Below are 24896 nucleotides of genomic sequence, written 5' to 3' on the forward strand. Positions count from 1 at the left end.
CGCGCTGTAGCAGGTGCTCTTTTTATTACCGATCGATGAGTTGTGCCGTGACGAGCGCTTTGGCGACAAGTTGTGTCCCTTGCGTCATCTCCACATCCACTTTCCCGAACTTCCGACCGAGGTCGAAGACATGGGCCGACACTCGAATCTGACTTTCAATTTGAATCGGCTTCATGAAATAGACGGTGATATTCTCAACCACGAGATCGCCTTTCTTCATATGACGTAGACTTCGCGTCGCCCCTTCGACCAACAAGGTCGTCAACACGCCAGATGAGGCGGTCCCCATATGACTCGTCATCTGTGGGGCCACTTCAACCGTGAAGGCCGTCCCGTTCGATGCAGGATCTTCTTTCAGCTGGTTCGTGATCATGTTATCGAACGTCTCACCGACTTGCGGTTGTCGATTCGCCAGTTGCAACGCCTTCAGCACATCTTGGCGGCTAATAATCCCAAGCAGACGTCCGTAGTTATCAACGACAGGTAACATCTCGATCCCTTCCCACACCATCTGGTGCGCGGCATTGGTGACACTCGTTTGTACGCCTACTGTAATCGGACTTTTCGTCATGACCTTCTCAATATCATAGTCGTGTGATTTATCAATGACATCCTTTGCCGTGATCACGCCGACCACTTTCATCTGTTCATCGATGACGGGATACCGATTATGTTTCGTCCGTTCATTCAGCTCGTGCCAACGTTTCACTGTGTCATCTGACTTCAGATAGAACGTATCGTGGAGCGGGATGACGATATCTGAGACGAGTAAAATCTCTTTTTTGATTAGACGGTCATAGATGGCTCGGTTGATCATCGTCGCGACGGTAAAACTGTCATAGGATGTAGAAATGACAGGCATATCATACTTATCTGCCATTCGTTTCACTTCATCCGTTGTGTCGAATCCCCCTGTGATCAACACAGCCCCACCTGATTGTAAGACGAGTTCATGCGCTTTCTCGCGGTTCCCGATGATGACGAGTGAGTCGACATCGATATATCGCATCATCGCCTCGAGCTTCATGGCACCGATTACAAATTTCGATAGCGTCTTGTGGAGACCGTTACGTCCGCCCAACACCTGACCATCGACGATATTGACGACTTCGGCGAATGTCAGCTTTTCAATATTTTCTTTATGTTTTCGCTTGATCCGAATCGTCCCCACCCGTTCAATGGTTGATACGAAACCTAGGTTCTCAGCTTCTTTGATGGCCCGATAAGCCGTACCTTCTGATACAGCCAACTCTTTGGCGATTTGGCGGACCGAAATTTTTGACCCTACATCGAGTGACTCGATATGTGCTATGATCTGTTCATGTTTTGTGGTCATACGCGGAGTCCCTTCTCTCAATACATTTTCTACTCTATTCAGTATACTGTATCAGTCGAACTAGTTCAAACTGTACCAATCAAATTGCAACATTTCCTTTCTGTTTTCGAAACAGCTATAATAGACGAGTAGTCAACGTAAGAGGTAGAAGGGAAGGGATTCAACTTGAATCAACGCACCAATCAAATTGCACAATCTCTAGCGACAAAAGGGTTAGATGCAGCATTCATCACGTCGAAAGCATCCGTGTTTTATTTCTCGGGAGTATACGCGGAAGCGCACGAGCGATTGATCGCCATTTTAGTTTTGAAGAACGGCACAACTGCCATCATCTGCCCAGCACTTGAAAAAGGGATTGTCGAAGCGAGTGACTGGTCAGGTGAAATCGTGACGTATATGGACCATGAAAACCCATGGGACAAAATCGTCAAGTTATTCCTCGATAACCAAATCGTTCCTGAACGAATCGGAATCGAAGGGGAGCATTTGACATTCAACCGAGTCGAGCAGCTTCGCGCCGGTTTTGCCGGTCTGTCAATTATCGATTTGACAGACGAGCTCCAAACGTTACGTATGATCAAATCACCGGATGAAGTCCGGATCATGAAGCGGGCCGCCGAGTTGGCAGATATGGCCATCGAAGCCGGGATCCGCTCCCTCCGTGAAGGCGTGACAGAACTCGAGGTCATCGCGGATATTGAATACGCCATGAAACAGCAAGGCGTCCGTGAAATGTCGTTCGACACGCTCGTCTTGTTCGGTGAGAACAGTGCCGACCCTCACGGTGTCCCAGGCAACAACCGCTTGAAAAAAGGGGATTTTGCCTTGTTCGACCTCGGTGTCGTCTGGCAGGGATACTGTTCAGACATCACGCGGACGGTTGTCTTCGGTGAGGCGAGTCGCAAACAACGTGAGATTTACGAAACGGTTCTCCAGGCTGAGGAAGCCGCAATCGAGATGGCGAACGTCGGTACGACACTCGGCGCAATCGATATCGCGGCACGACAAGTCATCACGTCTGCAGGATATGGTGAATACTTCACTCATCGAATCGGTCACGGAATTGGAATCGAAGTACACGAACACCCCTCGATGGCAGCGAACAATGACATGACCGCCCAAGTCGGGATGACGTTCACAGTCGAACCGGGTATCTATCTACCGGGAGTCGGCGGAGTCCGTATTGAAGACGATCTCGTCATGACAGAAAGTGGTCCCATCACATTGACGAGTTATCCGAAAACACTTCAAGAGATTGAATGACAAAAAGTGCGATCCATTCTCAAGGATCGCACTTTTTTACATATCTTAATAAAACAAGCGCAGCATGACATCCCGTTGCGGTACGTCATAACGTTCCATCTTCTCTAAAAAGGCACGTTTGTCATATGGGACCGCCTTCAGTTCAAGAGCAATCCCGGTTTCTCCTTCAGATAATATGGCAAAGCGAGCCAGGTCATCTTTCGCCACTCCGAGCGCACCAGGATTGACGTAGCGCTTGGTGTCATCTTCAAACAGATGGACAGGATGGTGATGTCCGAATAACACGATTTCTCCTGTATATGCTCCATACAGTCGCTGCATATTTTCCAGTGTCGGTTCGAGAATCTCGTGAAACGGTTCTTCGACAATCGTGGCATGGCGTCGTTCGGTCGGGATATGATAATGAATGCCGAACACCGTTTCGCCAACCATTTTGACGGACATTGTTCGTGGAAGGGATTCGAGGACATCTGCATATCGAGTCTCTAGATGACGTGCAACCCACTCATGGTGGGGGCGCGTATGAGCATAACTTTCTGGATGACCGTGTCCAGCCAAAAGGGAAAGAACCGCTTCATCATGATTTCCAGAAATCATATGCGTTCCCCGGTCTAACAAACGCTCCATGACCGCATTAGAGTCCGGTCCCATTGCAATCATGTCACCGAGCGACCAGATGACGTCGACCCGCTCCGCATCCATGACTTGAAGTGCAGCCTCCAACGCCTCGAGATTTCCATGAACGTCCGTGACCACTCCAATCTTCATCGCGTTCCCCTCACTTTCGGTATTGATGGACGACGTTGACGCCGCCTGTCACATCGATGATGGCACCTGTGATCATGTCCGAGTCTTCTTGTAATAAGAACGAAATCAAACGCGCGATATCTTCTCCTGTCCCGTGTCGACCGACCGGAGTTCCTTCATCCACTTCCGCTTCATCAATGCGCATCTCCTTTTGAGAGCCGACGATATTGCCCGGATTGACCATGTTCGCCGTAATCCCGAACGGGGCCTCTTCTAGCGCGACCGATTTTGTCAAACTGACGAGTCCCGTCTTTGCAGCGGCAAACGCAGAACGATGGATCCAGCCAGGGGCCGTCCCACTTTCCGGAAACCCATACGAGATGATGCGTCCAAATCGATTTGAGCGCATGGAAGGAATCGCACGACGCATCAACCAAAATGAGGCGGACAGGTTGCCCGTGAGTACTTCGTCCCACTCTTCGTCTGTCAATTCGACGAGCGGTTTCCGCTCAAAGATATATGGACCTGCATTTAAAATCAAGGCGTTCGGTTCACCAAAACGTTCGACCGCTTCCTCATAGGCTGAGAGCAGTTGTTCGCGGTCCGTCAATCCGGCCTCGATCATATGTATCCGTTCATGTTCCCAGTCAATCGGATTCCGTTGCAAAATGCTGACGTGCCACCCATCTTGTAACAGACGCTCCGTCACTACGCGTCCGATCCCTTTGGCACCAGATGTAATCATTACATGTTTCATCGCCCTACCTCCTCCGCCTTATTTTACCCGTTCTTTCACACGAATTCCAAACTTGGACATGTCGTGAACATCGTCATGAAAAAATTCACGCATTTTCATGGCGAAAAAGCGTGAAAACTGAAAGAAGTGGTATACTATATATGTAAGCCGAACGTATATTTCGAGCGAAAGGTTGGGATTTACATGGCAATTGTATACAAACACATTTTATCTGCCGTTGACGGCTCTAAAGAGGCAGAACGTGCATTTGAAACAGCAATCGATGTCGCGATTCGTAACGAAGGAAAACTGTACGTTGGTCATGTGATTGATACGCGTACGTTTGCGACTGTAGAAGCTTACGACCGCACAATCACAGAGCGTGCCGAGACATATGCGAAAGAGTTACTTGAAGACTATGTCAATCGCGCGAAAGAGCGTGGCGTAAAAGAAGTCGAAACGGTGATTGAATACGGTTCCCCGAAAGTGACGATTGCGAAAAAGATTGCACCTAACCATGATATTGATCTTATTATTTGTGGTGCGACAGGTTTAAACGCCGTTGAACGGTTCTTTATCGGAAGCGTTTCTGAAAGCATCGTCCGTTATGCGAAATGTGACGTCCTTATCGTTCGTCAATAATCACCCATCCATCAAAAAGGGTCTTGCGCAATCGCAAGACCCTTTTCCTATGCATTATAACACCTTGACTGTAACCGTTTTACGACCAAATTGAATCGCTGCATTTTGCGAATACATTAAGATGTCAATTTTATTTCCTTTGATGGCGCCACCAGTGTCAGCTGCCGTGTAGGTACCCATCGACTTGCCCCCTACGAATACTTGCACTTTCGTTCCGAGTGGAATGACGCGCGGGTCTACCGCGACTACATTTCGCTTTTGGGTTCGAACGTTCCATCCAAGTGCTGTCTTACCTGAACATCCCTTGCAGTACGGTGTATATGCGGACGCTTTCATCGTATACGTCTTCACGCTTGCTGGTTTGAGCGGTTTAGGAGCACTTACAGTACGTAAGTTCTTTGTAGGAACCCATCCGGCCTTCCCTTTATAGTTCACGCGAATCCAAGCACCTCGAGAACCTGTACGTTGAAGACGATCACTCGCCGTCATCTTCCCAATCACTCGTGCATTTGATTTCCCATCTGCATAGACCATCTTCGAACCTGACTTTGTTGCAACATATACTTTTTTCGTAGCTGCTTCTACTGGTGAAGTGGGTAGAGCAAATGCAAATACGGCGATGGCGAGAAGTAAGAGCGTCATGATTTTTTTCAACATACGTTTATTCGTCCTCTCTTCGTCAATTTGGTTTCATTTCATATCATCATCTATCGAACGAGTGACTTGTCACTCCAATTGAATATTTCGTCCAGATAACTATATGACGAAACATCAGTCAGTGCCGTTACACTTCCTGTTCATTTGAGTGACACGAACATTACAAATCGATGTCAAAATTAAAGGTTTATCGTGTTAGATTGACATTTAAATCGAATACGAGATATTTTTATAAATTAAAATCCAATATATGGTTTATTCATGACATAAACATTGCAAAACGATGTAAATGAAGCGCCTAATGTTACAAAGGAGAAAACATTTGTCCTACTTACGATTCTTCACATTAGTAAAAAAGACTCATAAAAAAACCCACGTTACACGAAGTAACGTGGGTTCGTTTCGTATTATGCGTGTGCTTCGACAAGGTTTGCAATGCGTACCGTGTCGCGCGCGATGACCAATTCTTCGTTCGTCGGGATGATGATGACTTTAACTGGTGAGTGCGGATAGTTGATAAACAACTCTTTTCCGCGAGCACCGTTGTTAAGTGAAGGATCCCAGTAGACACCCATGAATTCAAGACCGCGAAGGATGCGTTCACGGATGACGTCCGAGTTCTCACCGACGCCCGCTGTGAAGATGATGGCGTCGACACCATTCATTTCAGCCGCATATTGACCGATGTAACCGTGAATACGGTTCGAGAAGATTTTCAATGAAACTTCTGCACGATGGTTGCCTTCTGCAGCCGCTTGCTCGATGTCACGCAAGTCACTTGAGATACCAGAAAGACCGTACACGCCAGACTCTTTGTTCATGACGTTCAATACATCTTCAGCAGACTTCCCTGTTTTTTGCATCAAGAACGGGATGAGGGCCGGGTCCAAAGAACCTGAGCGCGTTCCCATCGTGATTCCTTCGAGTGGTGTGAAGCCCATCGTTGTATCGATTGAGCGACCACCTGCTACTGCAGCGATCGATGCACCGCTACCGAGGTGACATGAAATCAAACGCAAGTCTTCTAGCGGACGACCGAGAAGTTCTGCCGCACGCTGTGTGACATACTTGTGGCTCGTTCCGTGAAAGCCGTATTTACGTACACCATGTTCTGTATAGTATTCATAAGGAAGACTGTACAAGAAATTCTCTTCAGGCATTGACTGGTGGAACGCTGTATCGAATACCGCTATTTGTGGGACATTCGGCAAAATTGCCTGGAATGCACGAATACCTGTCAAGTTTGGTGGGATGTGAAGTGGTCCGAGCTCTGTGAACGATTCGATGTTCTTCATGACTTCATCGTCAATGACGACCGAATCCGCATACAACTCTTTTCCGTGTAACACACGGTGACCTACACCAGAAATCTCATCGAATGATTGGATGATATCCAATTCGATCAACTTCTCCAACGTCAATTCAACCGCTTCTTTGTGCGTGTGAAGTGGTGTGACCACGTTGAACTTCTGTCCTTCACCGTACTTGATTGTAAAAATCGCATCTTCTTTCCCTACACGCTCTACAAGTCCGACTGCGAGCAACTCTTCCGTTGGCATCTCGAGTAACTGGAACTTGAGCGATGAACTACCCGCATTGACTGCCATAATTTTCGTCATGTCATACACCTCTTACCTTTCGTTTTAAACGCATATCTTTATCTGTTCAATTTAAAACTGATAACTGTATCATAATGAAGATACTTGATTTTGCATACCTTTTTCAAGTATTTTGTCCATTATTTTTGAGTTGTTTTGAACCAATCATCAATCTGTTTCACAACATTGGCTACCGCTCTGACATCTGTGAATGACGGAAGTTCCACAAATAGCGCTTGTTTTGGCCGTGTGACGCCTTCTCCTACTTTTTGAAGGAGCAATAAGCTTTTCGCGTAACGTTCGTCTTTAAACATCGTCGTCGGAAGTTGAATGACCCCTTTCACAACAGCCTCACGGTCCATCCATTGTTTTAATTTCCCTTCGTCATCCTGTTCAAACAAATTGTTCGGGATGACAAATAATCCATGCCCACCTGGTTTCGTATGGCGAATCGCCTGTTCCATCAAGAGGAAATGCGAATAGGCATGTCCTTGTTCTCGTTTCATGTCGTATCCGGCTGCCACTTCATCATTTGGATAATATCCGATTGGCAAGTCAGCAACGGAAAGGTCGCTCGGTTCAACAAACAGAGGAGCAAGGGCGTCTTGATGGAAGTAGGATACTGGTTCTCCTAACAAGTTACTAATGGAATAGGAAAGACGAAGCAACAGTTCATCCACTTCGACCGCTTGCGCTGTCGCATCTTTTAACTGAGAGAGAACGGCGTGCGTCAACGTACCTGTCCCACTACCTAAATCTAGAATCGTCGCGTTTTCCTTAAGTAGCTTCGAAGCTAGATAACCCATAAATAGGCTGACCGCATCCGGTGTCGGTTGATTGTTCGGGGGGAGTTGTGTCGTTTCTTCCAAGACGAGTAAACTCACTGCTTTACGGACATCGTCCATCTTCTCTTTTTCAATGTCAACATGGTCAAATACTTGGACGAGTGCCTCGATCGGTAATACATCCAGGTCGTTGACCAGTTTCTTTGCTTCCTTCTTCCAATCACGATAGAGTTGTTCAAAACGTTCCATTTTCGTTCATCCTTTCCATACAAAACCGGCCCCCATGAGAGGACCGGTCGGTTCACGTACTAGTGTAAGCTATTTTAATCAATTTCGCCAAACGAATCAATTCGCTTGTTCGAACGCCTCAAGTGCCGCCGCGAAATCAACTTCATCTGTCATTTCATCCATATATTGTACATATTGGACGACGCCATTCGAATCGACGACGAATACAGAACGCGCAAGAAGACGCATTTCTTCAATTAAAACACCATATGCTTTTGCGAACGAAAGATCGCGGTGGTCCGAGAGGGTGACTACGTTATCTAAACCAGATGCAGAACACCAACGGCGCTGTGCGAACGGCAAATCGTTCGATACAGTCAAGACTGTACCACCGAGTGATGAGGCCTTTTCGTTGAACTCACGCGTTTGTGCATCACATACGCCTGTATCGATTGAAGGAATGACACTGATTAGTTTTTTCCCCGGATAGGTTGCTAACGTCACTTCTTCTAAAGCAGTCGTCAAGACGCGGAAATCAGGAGCTTGATCTCCTACCTTCACTGGATTTCCTTGTAATGTTACGTTGTTCCCTTTAAATGTTGGCATGTACTCATCCCCTTTGTTGTAGTTACTCGTTCATCATATCGATGAACTTGCGCCTTTGACAAACTTCCTGCTTTTGACTCTGTTTCAGTTTTCCCTATATCGGTAGGAAGAAACACGTTATAATAAAGAGGACACCATTGACAAAGGGGATGACTCAGATGAGAAACAACGTCTATTTGTACCATCGTAACGTCAACGAATTCACAAAAGAAGTGAAGAAACTGAGAGAAATCGGGGAAAAACACGGGTTCAACATCGTAAATCAACCGGAGGACGCGAACATCATCGCTGCAGTCGGCGGGGACGGGGCATTTTTACAGGCGGTTCGCTACACAGGCTTTCGTCAAGACGCCATCTACGTTGGCTTCGGTCGTGGATTGAACGAGTTTTATTGTGATTTCGACATACATAAACTCGATGAAGTCGACCGCCTCTTCTCGGACAACTCGATGCGAATCGAAGAAGGTCTCGAAGTCCGGAAGTATCCACTTCTTTCAGCATCGATCAACGAATCGACACCGCTCCTCTGTTTAAATGAGGCTTCGATTAAATCAAGTATTATCAAATCACTCGCCATCGAGGTCTATATCGACGATCTACATTTCGAAACATTCCGTGGGGACGGAATGGTTGTATCGACGCCGACGGGATCGACTGCCTATAACAAATCTCTCAGCGGTGCGGTCGTCGACCCACTCATCCCATGTATGCAAGTCAGTGAGATCGCTTCGGTCAACAACAATCGCTATCGCACACTCGGCTCATCCTTTATCGTTCATGATTCGCGTAAGTTGTCACTCCGCATCGTCGAAGACGGCAACGACTACCCGATTATTGGGATGGATAACGAGGCGCTCAGCTTGAAGTACACAGACCGAATCGATATCGAACTCTCGGACCAGGTCATCAAGACTGTCAAGCTTCGGACCAACTCGTTCTGGCATAAAGTACAACGTTCATTCTTCTGATGTAAAAAAAGAGTTGCTTCATCCCTTTCGGATGAAGCAACTCTTTTTTTACAGCGTGGCTTTTTCTGCTTCGTACACTGGTTGCCCTTCGACGACAGTCATGACAAGACGGTTGTGCAGGATGTCTTTCCCACTCAATTTAAAGAAATCTTCATCCCATACTGTGAAGTTGGCATTGTAGCTTTGAACCAATAGCCCGTTTCTTCCGTGCGTCCCTGTAGCAACATGAGGCGAATACGTGAAGCTGCGAAGAGCTTCATACATCGAAAGACGTTCACTCGGATTTAGCGTGCTCGACCCGTGAAACGATTGTCGCATCACCGCTCCAAACAATCCCTTTCGAACGTCAACAGATGAAATCGGCGCGTCACTTCCTCCTAACACCAATGCCCCTGTATCGAGTAAAGACTTGAATCGATAGACATCATGCACACGCTCATTGCCCAACCGCTCGAACAGCATGTCCATGTCATCCGATAAAAATACCGGCTGTGCATCAATCAAAACAGGCAATGATTTGATTCGGTTGATCAATGAGTCATTCAATAATGAGGCATGGATAATTCGATCTCGTGTCCCTTTTCTGGCAGGGTACTTCTCAAGCAGGCCGACAAATTGCTCGACCGCCGCATCACCGATCACATGCGCTGCCACATTCATACCGTATGTTCGTGCTTTTTTCACGAGTGCCTCGAGATGATCTGGTCGATGTACTTCAATTCCTCGTTGACTCCGATCATCCGCATACGGTGCAGATAACAGAGCGGTGCGTCCACCAAACGAACCGTCGACAAAGAGTTTCATCGCACCGAAGTCAAACCGCTTCCGACGCGTCATCGCATCTTGCTGGATGACACGATCCACCACCTGTTCGTGGACGAGAAGGTGTGCTTGAAACGGAAGTTCGTTCAGTACATCTTCGTACGCTTGAATCGTTTCGAGCGGATCTCCATGATAGAACAAGTCTTCCGTATGGGCACCAACGATTCCATGTGCGAATAATGAATCGATTGCCCGGCGAAGAGAAGCGGCATTTTTCTTACGATTCCCACTCAATTCTTTATATAAGAGATCTAGTGCAGCATCATATAGGACGCCATTCAATTTACCTTCTTCACCTCGCCCAAGTTTTCCACCTTCGATCACCGTATGGTGGATCAGTCCAAGTCGTTCAAGTCCTTTCGAGTTCACGACGGCTACGTGACGACAGACACGCTTCAACACGACAGGACGGTCGTCAATCACTTCATCAATCATCTCGCGTGTCGGCATGTCACCGAGCAGACGATCATCAAACCCTTCTGCGACGATCCAATCGTCGTCCGACCCTCGTTGCTTCATCGTTTCAAGTAATTCTCGAAGATCCGTCGCTTCACTCGCATCGACACGGTCGAGCGCTTCGCCGTATCCGACAAGGTGAATGTGTGAATCGGTAAAGGCCGGATACACACTCTTCCCTTCCAAATTCACAATCTCTTCGATGCGACCGGCATATGTACGTCGGAGATGTCCCTCGTCCCCCATCTTCAAGACGCGTCCATGCTCAATAAACATGGCACGTTCCATCTCACCCGGTTTATTCAATGTGTAGATATTCCCGTTGACCCATAGTGTACCCATCTGACGATTCCTCCTTGATTGAAAAAAGATTGACGTCTACGTTTTTCCCGTTTCCGTCAATCTTCATGCATCGTTTATTTTTTTAGCAATTCCTGCTGTTCTAACCCTTTATCCACACGTTGACGAATTCCATTGGCTCCGTTCTCATCGAATCGACCGAGCACCCGCTCACCGATTTCGACAGCAGTGCCATACTCTCCATGCAAGAACTTGTTTTCCGCAAGCGTCAAGGCGATATGGACCTCGTTGTCACGGCGTCGGAAACGGTTAGCATATTGTAGTAACTGTTCCGCATACGTCACTTGACGAATCAGTGCATGGACACGGTCACGGAAGTTGTCCATCATCTCTTCGACATCATGGCTAAGGCCGACGATATACGTCATGTTGAACGGTGCCTTGTCAAACTGTTCGTCTAACGACTGGACACCTTTTTGGAGCTGACGTAAGTCGTTTGACAAATCATTCGGAACAACCGGCATCGCACTTTTCGCTAACAGGCGACGATGCCCAGACAATTCTTTTTTCCACGTTTCTAACTTGTGACGGACCTCAAGCTCTTCTTTACGTAATGAATTCGTATCCTCAATGAAACGCTCATGCATGGCACTGAATTGGTCAAGTGACCGTTTCGCTTCCTGCACTTTGGATTTGATCATACTGAACGGTAACATTTGCGCGACGAGAGCTTGTTCGATATCAAGTACATTCGCCGTGAGAGTCGTTCGTTCACGTTCTAATTGTTCGAACTCTTCTCCGACGCGTGCATTGATTTCATAGTTGCTTACAAGTCGAGACATTTCCGTCTGTAAGTGATTCATGATTTCGGCAGATTGCAATTCGCGCTCTTGTATCGTCGCAAATTCTTTTTTCACGTATTGGCGGGCATCGACCTCTGTTCGGAATGCTTCGAATAATTGATCGATATCCGAGCTCAACTGTTGCATGTCCTCTTCAAAATGATCAAATTCCAAGCGTTCGATTCGAGCCATCAACTCTTCTCGACGATCTTCCGCTTGATCGATTTCTTCCATTAATCCAAGTGGTTCAAGCGCATACCCGTCCATTTGCATTTCTTTATGTCCAGCCCGGAGTTGTTGAAGTTGTTGTTTCAGTTCCACTTGAACCGTACGTACAAATTGCGGAATGATCCGAATCAGTTCACGGATGTGTCCTACTTGATTCGATAAGGCTTGTCCGGTTTCAAATGCTTCAGAAACTTGACCGACCTGCTTTAAGTTGATCATCTCACTGCGTTTCGCCTCGGCAGCGGCAATCTCTTGTTCCACCAATGCATAGGTTGGTCCGAACGCATGGTTTTGTGAATTCAATGTCTTGCGGAACTGATACAACTCTTTCTCATCCTGCTTCACAATGTCCATAAGCGAGGTGTGATGCGTCGTAAATTCATCCATCTCATCGAGCATGGCGTGTACCATCGTCTCGAGCTCTTCAATGAGTTGTTCAGTTGCATTCAAGTCAGCTTTGACTTTCATGAAACGATATTTATCCAAGTCTTCCTCAGCCCGGTATAACGCTTCATCGATTTGACCTGCATGTACACTGACTAACTCATCCCAAGATTGATGCCAACGATCAAACTTTTCTTTTGTTTCCCCTTCCATCGGCCACTGTTTGAATTTCTGGAGTTCGACGGGTATGCTCGCACTGAGCACACTTTGTTTCCTCATATCCAAGTCGTCAATTTTTTGGTAAAAGTTCCTTCGAATGAGCATACTCCCCAACATGCCGCCTAATACGACGACGATGATTCCAATGATTAATCCATAAATTCCGTAATCCATCTTTTTCACAACCTCCAAGCCGCTTTCGTGGACTTATGTACCTTTATATTAAAAAAAAGAAGTATTTTATAAGAATAGATATACCTAATCATATTATAGAACCAACGATTTGCATAGGTTTTCCAATGGTTTCAGTGGAGATTGTTCATTTTTTCGGAACTTTCTAACAAGACAAATCTTAAATTTGCGTGTACCATAATGCTAAATTCTAAAAACACGAAAGATGGAGGGGAATTTATATGTTCCAAACGACATCGTACTCAGGTGATTTGACAGCCGGTTACGAACTATTAAACAAGCAACTCGCCGCATTATTAGAGGGCGAAACAAATACAGTGGCCAACCTTGCCAACGCCAGCGCTTTACTCAACCAATTTTTAGATCGGATCAACTGGGTCGGATTCTACGTGACTGATTCTGAAGACAGTCTAATCTTAGGACCATTTCAGGGACTCCCGGCTTGCGTTCACATCGCGTTCGGTAAAGGGGTTTGTGGAACTGCGGCAGCTACACAAGAAACACAGCTCGTGGCCGATGTTCATCAATTCCCTGGTCATATCGCATGTGATGCGGCTTCGAATTCTGAAATCGTCGTCCCTCTCGTACGTGACGGGAAAACAATCGGCGTGCTCGATATCGACAGCCCGGAGTTCGACCGTTTCTCAGAAATCGACCGTCAAGGACTCGAACGTTTTTGCGAAACACTTCTTCGCTATATTTGATTGACAAGAGATGGTATTCATCGTATACTCATCTTTGTGCATGAAATGACGATAGCAGTCACAGACAAACGTATCCACCTTTCGGGCCTCGACTTTTGTCGGAGGGGCATCTCGTAGCTTCGCTATCAAGTGAAGGTGCTTGCACCTAGAAAGGGGCGTTACTCGTCTTTGACACCGTTGTTCTTTTGTGCAAAATACATGAACAACAAGGAGGAGTCCAATCATGGCTCGTTACACAGGTCCAGCTTGGAAACTCTCGCGTCGCTTAGGCATCTCGCTTAGCGAAACGGGTAAAGAATTAGCAAAACGTCCTTACGCACCAGGTCAACACGGAAATGGTCGTAAGAAAATCTCAGAATACGGTCTTCAGCTTCAAGCGAAGCAAGCACTTCGTCACATGTACGGAGTGAACGAGAAGCAATTCCGCCGCATCTTCAACGATGCTGGTAAAATGCCAGGCATCCACGGTGAGAACTTCATGTTCTTGCTCGAATCACGCCTTGACAACCTCGTTTACCGTTTCGGCCTCGCTCGCACACGTCGTGGAGCACGCCAACTCGTCAACCACGGTCACATCACTGTTGATGGATCACGCGTTGACATCGCGTCTTACCGCGTAAAACCAGGTCAAGTTATCGCTGTTCGTGAAAAGTCGAAAAACGTAAAAGCAATCGCTGAAGCACTTGAAGTAGCACCAGCTACAAAAGACTTCGTATCGTTTGACGCTGAGAAACTCGAAGGTACATTCGTACGTCTCCCAGAACGCGCTGAACTCAACGACCAAATCAAAGAGCAACTTATCGTCGAGTACTACTCACGTTAATGCTTTTTATCCCCTTCTTCACGAAGGGGATTTTTTTATTTCTTCAAAATCTCTTGCCGAATGCGTCCCATTTGCGTATCGAGGGCATCCGCCATGAGTGACGCTTCAATAAGCTCTTCTTTCGATGATTCTGGCACGGCATGTTGATATTTGTACTGAAGCTTATGTTCCGTTGCCGCCCAAAAGTCCATGGCGAGTGTCCGAATCTGAATCTCCGCAGGCACCCAGATGATTCGTTCTGCCAAGTAGACTTTCGTTTTCACGATGAGATGTAAGCTCCGATACCCGCTCGGTTTTGGATCTTTGATGTAATCTTTGATTTCGATGATATCTAAATCATCTCGCGCCTCTAGATGACGCAAGATTTCATAAATATCGTCGCGGAAGCTCGTAACAATCCGAATGCCCGCCACATCGTGCACATGTTCCCAAAGCGCCGAAACTTCCAAAGGCAAGTCTTTCCGTTTCATCTTGCGCACGATGGACGGCAATGTCTTCATTCTCGTCTTCACATGTTCAATCGGTGAATACCCGAGTCTCGTCTGCCAGTCCAAGTCGATGATCCCGAGATCGCTCTCAAGTTCCGTGATCGCCATTTCATAATAACGAAAGTGTTCGCGCCATTGATGGAACTGCTCACCGAAAAATTCTTCTATCTCCATCGTCATCCCTCCTATCTTCCCATTTTAGCAAATCCGAACCGCACGTCATGTATAAAAAAAGTCCATTCCTCAACAAATGAGGAACGGACATCGTGATTATATGTGACGAATCACAAAGTATTTCTTCTTACCACGGCGAATGATGGTGAATTCACCGAGCGTGTCTTCGCACGTAATCATTTTATCGAGCGCTTGTTCACGTTCGCCGTTCAAGTAAATCGCTCCGTTCGTTACATCTTCACGTGCCTGACGTTTCGATGGTGAGATCTTCGCTTCGACGAGGAGGTCGACAAGGTTGCGTTCACCGTCAAGTTCGAATTGCGGCATGCCTTTAAACGCATCTTCCATATCTTCCGGTTGAAGCGACGTCAAATCTCCGCTAAAGAACGCTTTCGTTATGCGCTCCGCTTGTTCAAGTCCTGCTTCACCGTGGACAAGCTTTGTCATCTCTTCAGCGAGTCGGCGCTGTGCCACGCGCTTTTCAGGCGCTTCTGTCACTTCGGCTGCAAGTGCCTCAATCTCTTCATGCGACATGAACGTGAAGTATTTGATGAACTTGATGACATCTGCATCGTCGACGTTGATCCAGAACTGGTAGAACTCATATGGCGACGTCTTATCCGCATCTAACCAAACTGCACCGCCCGCTGTCTTCCCGAACTTTTGTCCGTCCGACTTTGTGACGAGTGGCACGGTGAGACCGAACGCTTTTTCAGAGTGACCAAAGCGACGAATCAATTCAAGACCTGCCGTGATGTTCCCCCATTGATCACTTCCACCGACTTGAAGACGACATTTCTCTGTCTCGTATAGTTTCAAGAAGTCGTAAGATTGGAGCAACATGTAAGAGAACTCTGTGTACGAGATCCCGTTCTCCATACGTGAATCGACAGAGTCTTTCGCAAGCATGTAACTGATTGGGAAGTGCTTCCCAATGTCGCGCAGGAAGTCGATGATTGACATCTCTTCCGTCCATTCGTAGTTGTTGCGAATCGTGATCGGGTTCTCCCCTTCAAGTGGAAGGAATCGGCTCAACTGATCCTTGATGCGATCGGAGAAGAGCTTGACCGTATCCAATGTGTTCAATGAACGTTCATCCGAACGACCAGACGGGTCTCCGATCATCCCTGTCGCCCCACCGACGAGCGCGATGACCTGATGCCCTGCTTGTTGGAAACGTTTTAGCGTCAAAATCGGGAGCAAGTGCCCGATATGAAGCGAGTCCGCTGTCGGATCAAATCCCGTGTATAACGTCGTCGGTTGTTTCAGTTGTTCTTTCAATCCTTCTTCATCTGTCATTTGGTTGACAAGCCCTCGAAACTCTAAGTCTTTTAATAGTTCCATCTGTTCCACTCCTTCAATTGACATAAAAAAACGTCCCTTCTCATATGAGAAGGGACGGAGATTCCGCGGTACCACCCTACTTGTCGCAATTTGCGACCGCTTGAGCGAGAGATAACGGTCTCGAACCGGCCCAAAGGCACGCTCTAAAAGTGTAATTCATCGATTGACATTGGCTAGTTCACAGCAACCACTAGCTTTCTGGACAAGAGGTCCGTCGACTACTTCGCTTTCTTCACAGCGTCATCTTATTGTTGACTATGCTATTCATTTTATAAGCATCGTTTTCAACTTGTCAACTCTTACAATGAAACTTGCACGAGACTTCGGTTTCGAGGTAAGGTGTAGGTTGAATTGTGCTATAATCGAATATATTACTGTCTAAAATAGTTTTACACCATATTTAAGGAGGCTGTCATGCTGCAGAAGATTCGAGACTTATGGAATAATCCGACGTCATTGAAAGTACGTCGTTATGCCAATGTTATGTATGATGTGTCGTGGAACGTCCTACTCCTGACCATCATTTCTGTTGTACTCATCGGGTTTTTAGGTGCTGGAATTGGTGTCGGATATTTCGCGTCACTCGTCAAAGATATGCCGACCCCGGCCTACAAGACAATGACTGCGCAAATCAATACGTATACATCGACTTCCAATATTTACTTCGGAAGCGGGGAGCGCATCGGGAACTATACGACCGATGAGGTACGAATCCCGATTCCAGTAGAAAAAGTTTCTCCATACGTTGTCGATGCACTACTTGCGACGGAAGATGTCGAATTCTATGAGCACGATGGCGTCGTTCCAAAAGCGACGTTACGCGCTATTTTACAAGAAGCAACAGGATCTGAAGATCGCACGGGTGGTTCAACGTTGACGCAACAATTGATTAAAAACCAAATGTTGACGAACGAAGTATCTTTCGAACGGAAAGCAAAAGAAATATTACTCGCCCTTCGTCTAGAGAAGGCGATGAACAAAGATGAAATTTTAAACGCCTATCTGAACGTTGTCTCATTCGGACGTAACTCGATGGGACGTAACATTTCAGGGATTGAGGCCGCCGCTCGCGGTGTGTTCAATACTTCGGCAGAGAAATTGACACTTCCACAAGCCGCTTTCCTTGCCGGTATCCCAAAAAACCCATTCTTCTACACACCTTACTATCAAGGTGGCGTCATCAAAGAGGACGTATCGGGTGCGGTTAACCGAATGAAAACGGTATTGAACCGCATGTACGTTGCAGGAAAGATCACGAAAGAAGAATATGATGCCGCTTATAACTACGACATCACACAAGACTTCATGCAGACTCAGACGAAGCCTCGCGACAAATATCCGTACGTGGTAGACGAAGCAGAACTTCAAGCACGCCAAATCGTAACGGATTATCTATTGGAGCAAGATGGGATTGAAATCAATGAGTTGAGCTCGGAGGAACAGGACTCTGTCCGTTCGACTTATGCGAAGCGTGCTCATAACATGTTGCGTCAAGGTGGGTTCAACATCCGTTTGACATTGGATAAAGAAATTCACGAAGCGATGCAACAACCGGCTAAAAACGCTGGCAACTTCGGACCGAATCAAACGATTGAAGATGAGAACCGCACACTTCCTGAACAAACCTCTTCTGTCATGATTGAGAATAAGACCGGGAAAGTACTCGGATTCGTCGGAGGTCGCTACATCAATGGCAAGACCGACGATTTGAACCGTGCTTTCTGGGCAGAACGTCAAATCGGATCGACTGCAAAACCGATTCTTGTCTATTCAAATGCGATTGAAGCTGGCATGATTACACCTGCCACTCAAATCATTGACGAGGAGTATTTCTATAAGTTTACTGGTCCCGGACAACCGAAGAAACAAGTTCAAAACGAAGGGAAAACGTATCGCGGTGCTGTCACAGTACGCGATGCGCTCAAGCTCTCCTTGAACGTTCCGGCTGTTAAGATTTATGAAGAACGTAACCAAAAACCTGCTGATACGCAGAAATTAGTCGACATGGGAATTCCGGTATCTGAAGGAAACCGTTATGCTTCAGCGATGGCACTCGGTACCGGGGAAGTCAAGCCTATCGATTTGGCCGCCTCTTATGCGATGCTAGCAAATTACGGTGAACACGTGGAGCCGCACTTCATCCAAGAAATCGAATATCAAGGTGAAGTCATTTACGAAGCGAAGCCGAAGAAAACGCGTATTTTCACAGAACGTACCTCTTATCTCGTGGTGGATATGCTCCGCGACGTCTACACGTCAGGTACTGCGACATATGCACAATCATTGCTCAGCGTTCCTGGCGATTGGATGGGTAAAACCGGTACAACGAACGATCAACGTGATTCGTACTTGGTCGGGTCGAACCCGAACGTTACACTCGCTGTCTGGTCAGGTTATGATTCACAACGCCTCTCAATGCTAGATGGTTGGGATTATGGACGTTACTATCAACGGACACAGCGCATCTGGTCGCAAACGATGAATCGTGTCTATGCGGATGACCCAGAAGCTCTAGGCGTCAGCGCCCGCTTCTCACAACCTTCAACCGTCACTTCGAAAGACTTCCAAGACTCAGGTTCATTCTCTGAGAAGAAGAAAGTAGAAGAGAAAGAAAAAGAAGAGGAAGAGAAGAAGAAAGAAGAAGAGGCCAAGAAAGAGGCCGAAGAAGCAAAGAAAGAAGCTGAGGAGAAGAAACAAGAGGCTGCTGCCGATGCTGCCGCTAAGAAAAAAGCTGAAGAAGAAGCTAAACAAAAAGCAGACGCCGAAGCAAAGAAAAAAGCTGAGGAAGACGCGAAGAAGAAAGCTGAAGAAGAGGCTAAACAAGAAGCCGAACAACAAGCTGAAGAAGAAGCCGATGCTGATGCTAACGGTGAATAAACAAAGGGTCGACACACACGATGTGTCGACCCTTTGTTTATCTTAATCTTCCATCGTCGAGAGGTCACCTGTTTCAAGATTCAATTCCCAAGCCTTCAAGACGCGACGCATGATCTTCCCGCTTCGCGTTTTCGGCAACTTGTCCTTGAATTCGATTTCACGTGGTGCCGCATGCGCAGCCAATCCTTCTTTGACGAACTGCTGGATTTCTTGCTTTAACTCATCAGACGGTTCATAACCTTTACGTAGCGCAATGAACGCTTTGATGATTTCACCTCGGACCGGGTCCGGTTTTCCGATGACACCCGCTTCAGCCACAGCCGGATGTTCCACGAGTCGACTTTCCACTTCAAACGGTCCGACCCGTTCTCCTGCTGTCATGATGACGTCGTCGACCCGACCTTGGAACCAGAAATAGCCGTCTTCGTCCATATAAGCAGAATCACCTGACACATACCAATCTCCCCAGAAGTAACTCTCATACTTCGCATCGTTCTTCCAAATCTTCCGCATCATCGACGGCCAAGGCGTCTTGAGTGCCAAGTTCCCCATTCGGTGTGGTGGAAGTGGTTGACCCCGGTCATCCAAAATAGCCGCTTCGCAACCTGGGATCGGTTTCCCCATTGAGCCCGGTTTGATGTCCATCGTCGGATAGTTACAAATCATCATCGCACCGGTTTCTGTCATCCACCACGTATCATGGATTCGAAGATCAAATGCTTCGTGTCCCCAACGAATGACTTCTGGATTTAGCGGCTCACCGACGGATAAAATATGACGAAGTGAGGACAAATCATACTTCTCAAACGCTTCGTCACCAGCGCCCATGAGCATGCGGAACGCCGTCGGGGCACTATACCAAACTGTCACGCCAAACCGTTCAATGACCGAATACCAAAATTCAGGATTGAAGCGTCCACCAACGATGACGTTTGTCGCACCATTTAAGAAAGGCGCAAAAATACCGTAGCTCGTCCCCGTCACCCATCCAGGGTCAGCCGTGCACCAGTAAATATCATCCGGTTGAAGATCGAGTACCCATTTGCCGGTCATCATATGTTGAATCATCGCATTATGGACGTGGAGAACCCCTTTTGGTTTTCCTGTTGAGCCCGATGTATAGTGTAAAATCAGACCGTCTTCACGGTCGACCCACGTCAATTCGAGATCTGTCGTCGCATCGTTCGCCAGTTTACGATAATCGAGCACCTTTTCCGACTCTTCGACATCGTCCCCAACGAGTAGAATTGTCTCTAAATGAGGCAACTGATCGACCGGAATGCGCGGCAACAGTTCTTTCGTCGTCACAATCACTTTCGCTTCCGAGTCGAGCAAACGGTCGTGAACCGCCTGTTCCATGAACGCCTCAAACAATGGACCGACGATGGCCCCTCGTTTGATTGCACCGAGCAAAATAAAATAAAGTTCTGGCTGACGTGGCATAAAGATAAAGACGCGGTCGCCTTTCTCCACACCAATCGACTTCAGAACATTACCAGAACGATTACTTTCTTTCTTCATATCCGCATACGTGTACCGCTCTTCTCGATCCCCATCGAAATAAAGCAGTGCCACTTTTGTCGCCAATTCACTTTCCGCATGGTGATCGATGGCTTCATATGCCAAATTGACTTTCCCCGTCAAATTCCATGAAAACAATGCTTCTGCTTGTGTCCATTCAAACGACTGACAAGCCTCTTCATACGACGCTAATTGATGTTCCCCTGTTAACGCTTTCAATTTTTCCATCGCTAAAGATTCGCCTCCCCTGTAAAGATTGGTATAACCACTTTCAGTATAGTGTTAAAATTATGACAAATCAATGAATTTCCAATTTCATCAAAACAGGATGATTCCAGCTTGATGAAAGCGCTATAATAAGAGATGGAAAAGGTGGTGACCCTATGGAAAAACAATATCATTCAAAAGTGTGGCAGACCTCACAAGGTGACGTCACGATTGATGGTCCGGTGGCGCCTGACGTGTTACAGACGTATCGTCTTGATGAAGGATTGACAGCTTTTCGTGAACCGGAAGATCAGCACGAAGCACTCGTCGATATTGCTGGGTTAAAAGAAGGAAGAATCATCGTCGCCAGGCAAGACGATCTCGTGATTGGATACGTGACTTTCCTCTATCCTGACCCGTATGAGCGTTGGAGTGAAGGAAACGACCCATACATCCTTGAACTCGGGGCAATCGAGGTGAGTCCTCGCTTCCGTGGTCAACGAATCGGGAAACAATTACTCGAAGTATCGATGATGGACCCACATATGGATGACTTTTTGATTTTGACGACCGAATATTATTGGCACTGGGATTTGAAAGGTAGTGGACTCTCGATTTGGGATTATCGAAAAGTCATGGAGAAGATGATGAATCACGGTGGACTTGTTTTCTTCCCGACAGACGATCCTGAGATTGCCTCCCATCCTGCCAACTGTTTGATGGCTCGTATCGGAAAAAACGTACGACAAGAATCAATCGACCATTTTGATTCACTTCGTCTTCGCCGACGATTTATGTACGACTAAGGAGGGATTTCATGTTAATCGAACAGATGATGAATCGACATGTCGTGACGATTCAACCGACCAATACGATTGCCCATGCCGCAAAATTAATGCGTGAACATCGTGTCCGACATTTGATTGTGACAAATCCCGCTCGACAAGTCGTCGGGATTGTCGGCCAATTCGAGCTGAGTGGTGCGACGAGCGTCTTTCATCCCGAAAGTGAAAACGCAGACTTTCAAAACCCTGTATCGAGCATCATGCGATCCGAGGTACCGACAGCGCATCCATTCGATTTCTTTGAAGATGCAGCTGCGTTATTTTACGAAAACCGGCTAACCTGTCTCCCCATCGTCGAACAAGGGAAACTCGTCGGTGTATTGACAGAGACCGATTTATTACGTTACTTCGTGCAATTGACAGGCGCACTCGAACCGAGTTCGCAAATTGAAATTCTCGTCGAAAATACGACCGGCACACTCGAAAAAGTGACCCGACTCCTCGCCAAAACAAACGTCAATATCATCAACGTCTTCGTTCATCCGACGAGCGATCCGTATAAACGTATCATCTCTTTCCGCGTCCAGACGATGAACCCGCTCCGAATCATCGAACGGTTGAAACGTGAAGGGTATGATGTTCTCGGTCCGGAGATGTCACGATGAGACCGATTTACATATTTGGCGAAGACGAGACGTCTTATCGCTTTCATGAGGATCACCCGTTCAATCCGTTACGACTGGAATTGACGACATCCCTTCTGATTGCAGCCGGAAAACTCTCCAAATCGGAATGTGTGTCTCCTCCACTCGCTTCGGTTGAAGCGTTAGCGCTCGTTCATGACTTTGACTACATCGAAGCCGTACAAGCTGCGGCGGCAGGAGAACTTTCTACGCTGAAAGCGAATAAATTTGGTCTCGGTACGGAAGACACTCCCATCTTTCCGACGATACACGAGGGAGCCGCACGGCTTGTCGGTGGGACGATTCATGCGCTCGATCTAGTTGCGAGCGGCAAAGCAGAGCGAGCCTTCCATGTTGGGGGCGGTCTACATCATGGAATGCGGCGCAAAGCATCAGGATTTTGCGTCTATAACGATGCGGCCGTCGCCATCGCACATGTGAGAAAACAATACGGGTCGCGCGTTCTCTATGTAGATACGGATGCGCATCATGGGGACGGGGTCCAATGGCTCTTCTATGACGATGATGATGTGATGACTTTATCCATACACGAGACAGGTCGCTATCTCTTCCCGGGTACCGGAATGGTGACAGAGCGAGGGAATGGGAAAGGATACGGCTATAGTTGGAACGTACCAGTCGATGCGTTCACCCAAGACGACTCATTTTTGACGTGCTATGAGACCGTTTTACGTGAAGCGTGCGAATGGTTCAAACCTGATATCATCCTGACTCAGAATGGTGCGGATGCCCATGTCTTTGATCCACTCACCCATCTCGCATCAACGATACGGACGTTCGAACAGATTCCCCAAATCGCTTCACGTATGGCAGACGAGTATACCGATGGTCGTCTCGTCGCACTTGGTGGCGGCGGCTATGACTGGTATCGAGCCGTTCCTCGCGCCTGGGCACAAGTGTGGGCCGGTCTGACGAGAGAGACACCCTATGCCGGAGATATCCCGACCGAGTGGATTGAGCAATGGTCCGATGTCGCTGGTCAACCGTTACCCACTCGGTGGGACGACTCTCTTTACGCGTTTGATCATATCCCGCGGCGTCAACAAATTGAAGAAAAGAATTGGGAAGTCACGAAGCGTGCCTTTTGGCCGTTCATCTCGAATGATCGAAAATCGATTTATTTATAAATAAAGCTGCCCGTTCATCTCAAAAATGGATGAACGGGCAGCTTTTCTTTTAGTCCTGACGAAGCGAGTCACGGCGTTCGATTCGGTGAGGAAGCACGACGTTTTTCTCTTCGATTTCTTCCGCGTTCAAAATCTTAGTCAAGAGACGCATCGCGACGGCTCCGATATCGTACATCGGTTGAACGACCGTCGTCAACTTCGGACGAATCATCGTCGCGAGGCGCGTGTTATCGTGACCGACGACTTCGAAATCGTTTGGAACAGAGTAACCTGCATCTTGAATCGCATGGATGACCCCAAGTGCCATTTCATCCGTCCCTGCGAAGATGGCTTTCGGACAATCGTCACGTTGCAACATTTTTTGCATCGCCTCGAGACCAGACGCATACGTATAATTTCCGAGAATCATATCGTTCTCATGGAAAGGAAGACCTGCATCTTCAAGAGCACGGCGATAACCGGCAAATTTCTTCTCGCCATTGATTTGTTGCTCGAGTGGTCCAGTGATGAATCCAACACGGTCATGTCCGTGGTTGATCAACATCTGAGTCGCGTCATACGCCGCTTGCTCATAATCGATATTGACAGCCGGGAGATCATATCCTTGGTTCAATGTCGCTGCGAGAACGATTGGAACTGGTGATTTTTTGAACTCTTCCACGAGATCTTCATGCAAACGTCCACCCATGAAGATGATACCGTCCACTTGTTTACCTAATAGCGTATTGAGTAAATGGACTTCCTTGTCACGACTCGAATCTGAGTTACCAAGGATGATGTTGTATTTATACATCGTCGCCACGTCTTCGATACCTCGCGCCAAGTCGGCAAAGAAGATGTTCGAGATATCCGGTACGATGACACCGACCGTTGTCGTTTTCTTGCTTGCTAGTCCACGTGCGACGGCGTTCGGACGATAACCAAGACGGTCAATCGCATCCTGTACTTTCTTGCGTGTTGTCGGTTTGACGTTCGGGTTTCCGTTGACGACACGAGAGACGGTCGCCATCGACACCCCGGCTTCTCGTGCCACATCATAGATTGTTACGTTGTTACTATTCATAAACTACTCCTCCTACAAGTCCTGATTTTCAAAAAGTTTTCATAAAACGTCTTAAAAAAGGAAGACAGGT

General features: G+C 47.2%; 22 protein-coding genes and 1 other annotated feature. Of the genes, 9 read left to right on the forward strand and 13 right to left on the reverse strand.

The features are described 5' to 3' along the window. Window positions 1–25: 25 nt before the first annotated feature. On the reverse strand, window positions 26–1336 hold the full coding sequence (locus tag OKS35_RS06090; RefSeq protein WP_074036504.1) for a DRTGG domain-containing protein: 1311 nt from the start codon (window positions 1334–1336) through the stop codon (window positions 26–28). Window positions 1337–1501: 165 nt separating this feature from the next. Between OKS35_RS06090 and OKS35_RS06095 the strand changes: the two genes are divergently transcribed. After that, complete coding sequence (locus tag OKS35_RS06095; RefSeq protein ID WP_196430906.1) at window positions 1502–2599, forward strand: M24 family metallopeptidase; 1098 nt, start codon at window positions 1502–1504, stop codon at window positions 2597–2599. 45 nt (window positions 2600–2644) lie between these two features. On the opposite strand, the gene OKS35_RS06100 is transcribed toward OKS35_RS06095, so the two are convergent. Together OKS35_RS06100 and OKS35_RS06105 are read right to left on the reverse strand one after the other, a co-directional pair. Continuing rightward, window positions 2645–3367, reverse strand: a complete 723-nt coding sequence (locus OKS35_RS06100; protein WP_214781561.1) for a metallophosphoesterase family protein — start codon at window positions 3365–3367, stop codon at window positions 2645–2647. 10 nt (window positions 3368–3377) lie between these two features. Then, window positions 3378–4103 (reverse strand): SDR family oxidoreductase, encoded by a 726-nt coding sequence (locus OKS35_RS06105; RefSeq protein ID WP_159562537.1) that lies wholly within the window; start codon window positions 4101–4103, stop codon window positions 3378–3380. Window positions 4104–4286: 183 nt separating this feature from the next. Here OKS35_RS06105 and OKS35_RS06110 point away from each other — a divergent pair, with 183 nt between their 5' ends. Further along, window positions 4287–4724 carry a universal stress protein gene (locus OKS35_RS06110; RefSeq protein WP_012726732.1) on the forward strand — a complete coding sequence of 146 codons (438 nt, stop codon included), beginning with the start codon at window positions 4287–4289 and terminating at the stop codon, window positions 4722–4724. Window positions 4725–4778: 54 nt separating this feature from the next. Here OKS35_RS06110 and OKS35_RS06115 read toward each other — a convergent pair whose 3' ends face one another. From OKS35_RS06115 to tpx, 4 genes are all read right to left on the reverse strand, one after another. Beyond that, complete coding sequence (locus tag OKS35_RS06115) at window positions 4779–5381, reverse strand: 3D domain-containing protein (RefSeq protein WP_214690724.1); 603 nt, start codon at window positions 5379–5381, stop codon at window positions 4779–4781. Between the two features lie 407 nt (window positions 5382–5788). Further along, window positions 5789–7000, reverse strand: a complete 1212-nt coding sequence (locus OKS35_RS06120) for an acetate kinase (protein WP_214781567.1) — start codon at window positions 6998–7000, stop codon at window positions 5789–5791. 119 nt (window positions 7001–7119) lie between these two features. After that, a complete protein-coding gene (locus tag OKS35_RS06125; protein WP_074036496.1) occupies window positions 7120–8013 on the reverse strand; it encodes a class I SAM-dependent methyltransferase in 894 nt (297 codons plus the stop codon). A 96-nt stretch (window positions 8014–8109) separates the two neighbouring features. Next, entirely contained in the window at window positions 8110–8598 is a 489-nt protein-coding gene (tpx, locus tag OKS35_RS06130; protein WP_074036494.1) for a thiol peroxidase, read from the reverse strand. A gap of 149 nt (window positions 8599–8747) precedes the next feature. Here tpx and OKS35_RS06135 point away from each other — a divergent pair, with 149 nt between their 5' ends. Next, entirely contained in the window at window positions 8748–9566 is an 819-nt protein-coding gene (locus OKS35_RS06135; RefSeq protein ID WP_214691264.1) for an NAD kinase, read from the forward strand. A gap of 48 nt (window positions 9567–9614) precedes the next feature. Here the strand turns inward: OKS35_RS06135 and OKS35_RS06140 are convergent, their stop codons facing one another. Next, window positions 9615–11186, reverse strand: coding sequence for an amidohydrolase (locus OKS35_RS06140; protein ID WP_264092654.1), 1572 nt, complete (start codon window positions 11184–11186; stop codon window positions 9615–9617). 74 nt (window positions 11187–11260) lie between these two features. Beyond that, entirely contained in the window at window positions 11261–12991 is a 1731-nt protein-coding gene (ezrA, locus tag OKS35_RS06145; protein WP_196430912.1) for a septation ring formation regulator EzrA, read from the reverse strand. Between the two features lie 239 nt (window positions 12992–13230). On the opposite strand from ezrA, the gene OKS35_RS06150 reads away from it, so the two are divergent. Together OKS35_RS06150 and rpsD are read left to right on the forward strand one after the other, a co-directional pair. Next, complete coding sequence (locus tag OKS35_RS06150) at window positions 13231–13713, forward strand: GAF domain-containing protein (protein ID WP_012726740.1); 483 nt, start codon at window positions 13231–13233, stop codon at window positions 13711–13713. A gap of 223 nt (window positions 13714–13936) precedes the next feature. After that, window positions 13937–14536 (forward strand): 30S ribosomal protein S4, encoded by a 600-nt coding sequence (gene rpsD, locus OKS35_RS06155; RefSeq protein WP_031423120.1) that lies wholly within the window; start codon window positions 13937–13939, stop codon window positions 14534–14536. A 35-nt stretch (window positions 14537–14571) separates the two neighbouring features. Here the strand turns inward: rpsD and OKS35_RS06160 are convergent, their stop codons facing one another. Both OKS35_RS06160 and tyrS read right to left on the reverse strand, forming a co-directional pair. Continuing rightward, window positions 14572–15198, reverse strand: coding sequence for a GTP pyrophosphokinase family protein (locus tag OKS35_RS06160; protein WP_264092655.1), 627 nt, complete (start codon window positions 15196–15198; stop codon window positions 14572–14574). A 96-nt stretch (window positions 15199–15294) separates the two neighbouring features. Next, window positions 15295–16542 carry a tyrosine--tRNA ligase gene (tyrS, locus tag OKS35_RS06165; RefSeq protein WP_264092656.1) on the reverse strand — a complete coding sequence of 416 codons (1248 nt, stop codon included), beginning with the start codon at window positions 16540–16542 and terminating at the stop codon, window positions 15295–15297. A gap of 47 nt (window positions 16543–16589) precedes the next feature. Continuing rightward, window positions 16590–16787: a binding site (T-box leader), on the reverse strand. Between the two features lie 169 nt (window positions 16788–16956). On the opposite strand from tyrS, the gene OKS35_RS06170 reads away from it, so the two are divergent. Further along, window positions 16957–19419 carry a transglycosylase domain-containing protein gene (locus tag OKS35_RS06170; protein WP_264092657.1) on the forward strand — a complete coding sequence of 821 codons (2463 nt, stop codon included), beginning with the start codon at window positions 16957–16959 and terminating at the stop codon, window positions 19417–19419. A gap of 42 nt (window positions 19420–19461) precedes the next feature. Here the strand turns inward: OKS35_RS06170 and acsA are convergent, their stop codons facing one another. Further along, on the reverse strand, window positions 19462–21168 hold the full coding sequence (gene acsA / locus OKS35_RS06175; protein WP_264092658.1) for an acetate--CoA ligase: 1707 nt from the start codon (window positions 21166–21168) through the stop codon (window positions 19462–19464). A gap of 155 nt (window positions 21169–21323) precedes the next feature. Between acsA and OKS35_RS06180 the strand changes: the two genes are divergently transcribed. The 3 genes from OKS35_RS06180 to OKS35_RS06190 are packed head-to-tail and all read left to right on the forward strand — an operon-like array spanning window position 21324 to window position 23763. Then, window positions 21324–21953, forward strand: a complete 630-nt coding sequence (locus tag OKS35_RS06180; RefSeq protein ID WP_214693289.1) for a GNAT family N-acetyltransferase — start codon at window positions 21324–21326, stop codon at window positions 21951–21953. A gap of 11 nt (window positions 21954–21964) precedes the next feature. Further along, entirely contained in the window at window positions 21965–22597 is a 633-nt protein-coding gene (locus tag OKS35_RS06185; RefSeq protein WP_214781578.1) for an acetoin utilization AcuB family protein, read from the forward strand. Further along, window positions 22594–23763, forward strand: coding sequence for an acetoin utilization protein AcuC (locus OKS35_RS06190; RefSeq protein ID WP_074036482.1), 1170 nt, complete (start codon window positions 22594–22596; stop codon window positions 23761–23763). Before OKS35_RS06185 ends, OKS35_RS06190 begins: the two co-directional genes overlap by 4 nt. 49 nt (window positions 23764–23812) lie before the next feature. Here the strand turns inward: OKS35_RS06190 and ccpA are convergent, their stop codons facing one another. Further along, the gene (ccpA, locus tag OKS35_RS06195; RefSeq protein ID WP_074036481.1) at window positions 23813–24826 is read right to left on the reverse strand and encodes a catabolite control protein A; all 1014 of its coding nucleotides are present in this window, start codon (window positions 24824–24826) and stop codon (window positions 23813–23815) included. Between the last annotated feature and the right edge of the window lie 70 nt (window positions 24827–24896).

Origin of the sequence: Exiguobacterium sp. N5 (assembly GCF_025842465.1) — a bacterium.
Classification (GTDB): Bacteria; Bacillota; Bacilli; order Exiguobacteriales; family Exiguobacteriaceae; genus Exiguobacterium; species Exiguobacterium profundum.